Annotated in this window: 5 protein-coding genes and 1 pseudogene; 5 read left to right on the top strand and 1 reads right to left on the bottom strand. The window is 57.8% G+C overall.

All coding sequences use genetic code 11. From position 1 onward, the window contains the following. Window positions 1–348 (bottom strand): annotated as a pseudogene (locus ACH2ED_RS10470) (hypothetical protein); the annotation flags it as partial. Window positions 349–480: 132 nt separating this feature from the next. Here ACH2ED_RS10470 and hisD point away from each other — a divergent pair. The 5 genes from hisD to ACH2ED_RS10445 are packed head-to-tail and all read left to right on the top strand — an operon-like array spanning window position 481 to window position 6,050. Further along, window positions 481–1,773, top strand: a complete 1,293-nt coding sequence (gene hisD / locus ACH2ED_RS10465; RefSeq protein ID WP_395090804.1) for a histidinol dehydrogenase — start codon at window positions 481–483, stop codon at window positions 1,771–1,773. Window positions 1,774–1,827: 54 nt separating this feature from the next. Then, on the top strand, window positions 1,828–2,988 hold the full coding sequence (locus ACH2ED_RS10460; RefSeq protein WP_395090803.1) for a polysaccharide deacetylase family protein: 1,161 nt from the start codon (window positions 1,828–1,830) through the stop codon (window positions 2,986–2,988). Window positions 2,989–2,998: 10 nt separating this feature from the next. Then, window positions 2,999–3,709, top strand: a complete 711-nt coding sequence (locus ACH2ED_RS10455) for an SDR family NAD(P)-dependent oxidoreductase (protein ID WP_395090801.1) — start codon at window positions 2,999–3,001, stop codon at window positions 3,707–3,709. After that, window positions 3,706–5,127 carry an FAD-dependent oxidoreductase gene (locus tag ACH2ED_RS10450; protein WP_395090800.1) on the top strand — a complete coding sequence of 474 codons (1,422 nt, stop codon included), beginning with the start codon at window positions 3,706–3,708 and terminating at the stop codon, window positions 5,125–5,127. The genes ACH2ED_RS10455 and ACH2ED_RS10450 overlap by 4 nt, the downstream gene beginning before the upstream one ends. Window positions 5,128–5,174: 47 nt before the next feature. Further along, complete coding sequence (locus tag ACH2ED_RS10445; RefSeq protein WP_395090798.1) at window positions 5,175–6,050, top strand: amidohydrolase family protein; 876 nt, start codon at window positions 5,175–5,177, stop codon at window positions 6,048–6,050. Window positions 6,051–6,144: the final 94 nt, after the last annotated feature.

The following is a 6,144-nucleotide window of genomic DNA, read 5'->3' as shown; positions in this document are numbered from 1 at the left end:
GAGCATCACGCAATTTCGTCCCACCTCGCTTCCGTCGATAATGAGCAGAAGGGGACCTGGTGGCAGATTGGCAATGAGGGTATCTACATAGGGCAGGTAATACTTTTTGGTATCAATAGCCTCATTATCTAGGAATCTTTCCATCCTTCTGATGGTACTGGTGGGTTTGGCTTGAGTAGGGACTTTCAGCGCCATATCGGGTAAATAGCACTTCTTGGCTCCAATGACGCCTGCGACGATCATGGCCAGAGTATCGAGATGTCTGGCTTGATTGCCTTTGAGTTCTGTGGGACGAAGTGTCTTGAGTGCCTTTTTTATGGCACAATAGCGTGTGCGGTTGTCGCTCATGGAATACTCCTGCGCTGTGGTAAGTACAAGAGTACATCAGCGGCAGCCGCATTTCAAACGCTTTTGAAGCCACTAAAAAAAGTGTCGGGTAGTGAGAGCGAAGCGAGAGTCGCGCGGTACAATACCCGCACGATGCGCCGCTTAGATTTCCGTCCCACCGCTCCCGAGAGAGCCACTCTCGACTCCGCCCGTGCCCTCTTCGATTCTCGTTTTTCGGATATTCAGGAGACGGCAGAGCAGACCGTCCGCGAGATTCTGGCGGGTGTCAAAGCCGACGGTGACGAGGCAGTTCTGCGCTACACGCGCCGTTTCGACTACGCGGAGGCAAGCACCCTGCGCGTCCCCGAGGCGGCGATTCTATCTGCGGTCGAGCGGATTGAAGCCACCCCGCTCTGGGCGGCGATGGAGAGATCCTCGGTGCGCATTGCGGACTTTCACCAGCGCCAATTGAAAGAATCCTGGATAACTCTGGGGAGCGCGGGAGAGACACTCGGGCAGAAGATCTCCGCGTTGCGGCGTGTCGGCATCTACATTCCCGGCGGCGCGGCTGCCTACCCGTCCACCGTGCTGATGGTGGGCATTCCCGCAAAAGTGGCGGGCGTGCGCGAACGTGCACTAACCACGCCGCCCTCGAAAGAGACGGGTTTGCCGCCAGATGGCACGCTGGCGGCGGCGTTTCTGGCGGGCATCACGGAGATTTATGCGATTGGCGGAGCGCAGGCGATTGGTGCGCTGGCCTACGGCACCGCAAGCGTCCCCCGCGTGGATAAAATCGTCGGACCGGGCAATGTCTATGTTAATCTTGCCAAGCGCCAAGTCTTTGGCACAGTGGGAATTGACATGCTAGCCGGGCCGAGCGAAGTCGCGGTACTGGTGGATGCCACCACCGACCCTGCGACGGCGGCGCGCGAGCTCATCTGCCAGACAGAGCACGACCCACTCAACTCCGCGCTGCTCGCAGGCTGTAGCGAGCCCCTCCTCAACGCCATCCTTACCGCCATCGAGTGCCAGCTAACGGATCTTCCCCGCGCTGAGGTTGTTCGTAGAGCGCTGGCAGAGCGCTCTTTTCTGGCAATTACAGAGAACCTAGACCAGGCGATCTCCGTGGTGAACGCGTACGCGCCAGAACACCTGCACGTGCTCTGCGCCGAGCCGTGGGCAGTGCTTCCGCGCATCGAAAATGCCGGCGCAATTCTGCTCGGGCCGCACACCAATGCCGCCCTGGGCGACTATGTCGCCGGGCCGAGCCATACGCTCCCCACGGCAGGCTGCGCACGGTTCGCGTCGCCACTGAACGTGGACGATTTCCTCAAGAAGTCCAGCATTCTCTACTTCGATACCGAGACCGCAAGTGCACTGGCCGAGACTGCCCAGATATTTGGGCGCTACGAGGGCTTAGAAGGCCACGCACGGGCGGCAGTATAGGAAATCTCAATTGGTTTGCCTAGTGTTAATTTGATACACTGAGGGTTGCAAATTATGAATCCAAAGCGTCTTCTCATTCTCCTTTTGGCAAGTGGCACTGCGGCCACCGTGGGCACCGCCTTTTCTCTACGGATCGCCGATCAGCGCCTCGCCCTCTCTACAGCCTCGGTCTCGGGCGTGGCACGGGCGCAGACACCGACCGTGCAGCGCTCCGATCCGGCAAGGCTCAAGGCCAATGAGATTGGGCGTATCCCGGTCATCATGTACCACTCGATAGACGAGCCGGGCACCAAGTACGATGCCCATGGCCTCAATATTCATGGCGAGACCTTCCGCAAGCACCTAGAGATGATGGCAAAGGCGGGCTGGTATCCGATGAACGCACGTGATCTCTACCTCCCCGAAAAACTCCAAGCCGTCCCCGCAGGAATGACGCCCGTGGCCCTCACGTTCGATGATGCACGTGGCTCGCAGTTCCGCTACAAGAAAGATGGGACAATTGATCCAAACTGTATCGTCGGGATACTGGAGGATTTCCACAAAAAATACGGGCAAAAGTGGCCTCGTGCGGGGACATTCTTTGCCCTGCCCAAGTCATCGTACAACCCCACCCCTTTTTGGCAGGCGGGCCTGGAGAAGAAGAAGTGCCAGTGGCTCGTGGCAAGCGGCTACGAGCTCTCCAACCACAGCTATGCCCATAAGTTCATGAGCGCAATGAGTGCTGCCCAGGTACGCGAGGCGGTCTGGGGCTGCGTGCGCGACATCCGCAAGCTGGCTCCCGATGCCACAATGGACACGTTCTGTGTCCCCTACGGCGCGTATCCCAAGAACAAGAGCACCTGGGACATCATCCTCAAGGATCCGCAGGGGCAGTACACGAACCTAGTCGCCTTCAAAGCCTGGGGCGACGAGTCCTATGCGCCGGGCGACAAGCGCTTCAACCCACGCGAAGTGGATCGGATCGGGGTAGACAATGGCTATTTCGAGCAAGTCTATGCCCGGCTGATGAAGAGCGGCAAGCTCTATATCAGCGATGGCGACCCGAGCAGTATGGCAGTGCCCCGTAGCTGGCAAGACTATGTCTCCCCCAACCGACCGGGAGACCTGCCTGTGACCTTCTACGGCCAGCCTGCCGCCAAGCCGAAACCCAAAGTGAAACCCGTTGTGAAGAAAAAATCGGTGACGCCTGTAGCGAAAAAGGCAAAACGCCCATAATCTAGGGCATATGTCACAGCAATTTCACCGGGCTATCGTGATTGGGGGGTCGTCGGGGATTGGGCGGGAGCTGGTTTTACAGCTCGCGGCCTCCGGCTGCCAGGTCGCTTCCGTCGCCCGCCGCAACGAACCGCAGGGCGAGGGCATCAAAACCTACGTCCACGATGTCACCGATTTCGACACGATTCCCGCGCTTTTCCAGCAGCTTTGTTTAGAGCTCGGGGGGCTCGATCTGGTTGTCTATGCCTCTGGCGTCATGCCTGCTGTCGGCCCCGATGAGTTCTGCTTTCCCAAAGACAAGCAGATGGTGGAGGTGAATATTCTGGGCGCGGTGGCATGGCTCAACGAGGCTGCGCAGCGCTTCGGGCAGGCGGGTGGCGGGACAATCGTGGGAATCGGCTCCGTCGCGGGCGAGCGAGGGCGCGCTCCCAAGCCCGTCTATGGCGCAACCAAAGCCTTCTTTGAGTGCTACTTGGAGTCGCTGCGCAATCGAGTCGGAACCAAAGGCGTTAAAGTAGTCACCATCAAGCCCGGCCCCACGGACACCCCGATGGCAACGGATCATGTCGGCAAGAAGCTCCCCGCCGCTGAGGCCGCACGCCAGATTCTCGCGGCGGCACGGGCGGGCAAGCGCGTGGCCTATATTCCCTGGACAATGTCCCTCGCCTTTTTCCTTATCCGCCGCCTCCCCTCCCCGCTCATGCAAAGGCTAAAGTTTTGAGCTGCCCGCTTCCCCAAGATCGTATCGAGCGAGTGAGTGCCTGGGGCATGAACACGCACACCGCCAGCTATGTCTTTCGCCCCACAACCCTTGAGGGCATCAAAGAGGCGCTAGAGACAGCGCGGCGGCACGGGCGCTTTGTAGCCCTGCGCGGCTCTGGATGTTCCTATGGAGACGCGTCATTGGGCGCGGAGAACGTCGTTTTGGACATCACGCGCATGAATCGCATCTTGTCGTGGGACCCAATTAAAGGCGTGGCGGAGTGCGAGCCGGGCGTGACAATCAAGCAGCTCTGGCAGTACACGCTGGGCGATGGCTGGTGGCCCTACGTGGTCTCGGGCACTATGTTTCCGACTCTGGCAGGGGCCGCTGCGATGAACATTCATGGCAAGAACAACTTCCGAGTGGGCACTATTGGTGATCATATTTTAGAGTTTGACTTGCTGGCTCCGGACGGCACGGTACGCACGTGCAACCGCGAACAGAATGCGGAGATATTTCACGCGGCTATCGGCGGCTTTGGAATGCTGGGCGTCTTCACGCGCCTCAAGATCGAGCTTAAAAAAATCTACTCCGGACATCTGAGAGTCACGCCTATTGGCGTCAAAAACTGGCGCGAGATGTTCACTGAGTTCGAGAAACACCTTGTGGACTCAGACTATCTGGTGGGTTGGATAGACTGTTTTGGCGCAGGCGAGCAGAGTGGACGGGGGCAGATCCACCGCGCGGATTACCTGAAGCCGGGCGAGGACACCGTTCCGGCCCAGACTCTACAAGTTGCCCATCAGGAGCTACCCGACACGCTCTTTGGCCTGCTACCTAAGAGCATTATGTGGAAATTCATCCAGCCTCTGACCAACAACGTCGGGATGCGCGCTGTCAACCTCGCCAAGTATCTCTCGTCGGTGACTCTCACGCAGGGCAAAGTGCACGATGTTACTCATGCAGGTTTTGCCTTTCTTTTGGACTACGTCCCTGGCTGGAAGTATGCCTACCTGCCCGGTGGCCTGATTCAGTACCAGAGCTTTATCCCCAAAGAGACTGCCGAAAAATGCTTCGCTGAGCAGCTCGCGCTCTGCCAGAAGCGCGGCATCGTGCCGTATCTCGGAGTGTTCAAGCGCCATCGTACCGATCCGTTTCTCATGACCCACTCGGTAGATGGCTACTCATTCGCCCTAGACTTCAAGCTCACGACAAAAAACCGAGCGAAGGTCTGGGCGCTCGCGGCGGAGCTAGATGCACTAGTGCTTGCCGCCGGGGGGCGGTTCTACTTTGCGAAAGACAGCACGCTCCACCCCGCACGCCTGGAGAGCTATCTGGCCGAGGAGCGTGTCCAGCGTTTCCGTGTACTCAAGCAGCAGCTCGATCCTGAAAACCTTCTCCAGACCGATCTCTACCGCCGCATCTTTCGAACCTAATTTCCGGGTATAATCGGCGCTAATCAAACGACAGAGGATTCCCGACGATGGCCACCTTAAACTTAGAGATAATTCCGATCATTGATACCCACCAGCACCTGTGGGACTTCACGAAGTTCCAGCCGCCGTGGCTAAAGTCTGAACCAAAGCTTAACCACAGCATGACTCTCACAGACTACGCCAAGGCAACGGTGGGCTTGAATGTCGTCAAGACAGTCTACATGGAGGTAGATGTCGCACTCAAGGAGCAGCTTGCTGAGGCAAGATACATCGAAGCACTCTGTGCCGGCCATCAGACCGTGATGGCCGCGGGGGTTGTCTCCTGCCGCCCCGCACTGCCCGGGTTTGCGGACTACGTCAAGAAGTTCGCGAAGAGCCCGTATTTAAAAGGCGTCCGGCAAGTGCTACAAGTGCCCGATGCCCCGCGTGGTCTATGCCTTCAGCCCACCTACGTGAAAAACATCCAGCTTCTCGGCGAGCTCGGGTTAAGCTTTGATATCTGCATCCGCCCGACTGAGCTTTCGGATGCGGCAAAGCTGGTAGACAAGTGCCCCAAGACTCGGTTTGTTTTGGATCATTGTGGCAACGGCATGGCAGCCAACCCCAACCAGGCGCAGTGGGCCAAGGATATGAAAGAGCTTGCCAAGCGTCCTAATATTGTCTGCAAGGTCTCCGGCATTATCAAGACTGTCAAGCCAGGCATGAGTGCCACCAAAGCGCTCACCCCCGTGGTTCTCCCCACGATCGAGGCATTTGGAATAGACCGTGTGATGTTTGGTGGCGACTGGCCCGTCTGCAACTTGACGTCAAGCTTTCGCGGCTGGGTCGAGACGCTCAACGAGATCGTGAAAGCGCTCCCCAATGATGATAAGCACAAGCTCTTCCACGAAAACGCCAAGCGTTTCTATGGACTGCCCAGCTAAGGGCTCGTAAAAAAATAACCTCCCGATTCATATAGGATTTACATTTACTCTCGGATAGATAGTGTAGTTCCATTGCGGACAGATGTCATGGTAA

This window comes from Armatimonas sp. (assembly GCF_043757465.1).
In the GTDB taxonomy this organism is placed as follows: Bacteria; Armatimonadota; Armatimonadia; order Armatimonadales; family Armatimonadaceae; genus Armatimonas.
Note: the sequence above shows the minus strand (reverse complement) of the source record. Positions and strands in the feature narration are given on the sequence as shown.

Bases quoted from the DNA above. Each gene is read 5' to 3' on its own strand.
- ACH2ED_RS10455 (WP_395090801.1), top strand. From the start codon at position 2,999: ATGTCACAGCAATTTCACCGGGCTATCGTGATTGGGGGGTCGTCGGGG.
- ACH2ED_RS10445 (WP_395090798.1), top strand. From the start codon at position 5,175: ATGGCCACCTTAAACTTAGAGATAATTCCGATCATTGATACCCACCAG.
- ACH2ED_RS10460 (WP_395090803.1), top strand. From the start codon at position 1,828: ATGAATCCAAAGCGTCTTCTCATTCTCCTTTTGGCAAGTGGCACTGCG.
- hisD (WP_395090804.1), top strand. From the start codon at position 481: ATGCGCCGCTTAGATTTCCGTCCCACCGCTCCCGAGAGAGCCACTCTC.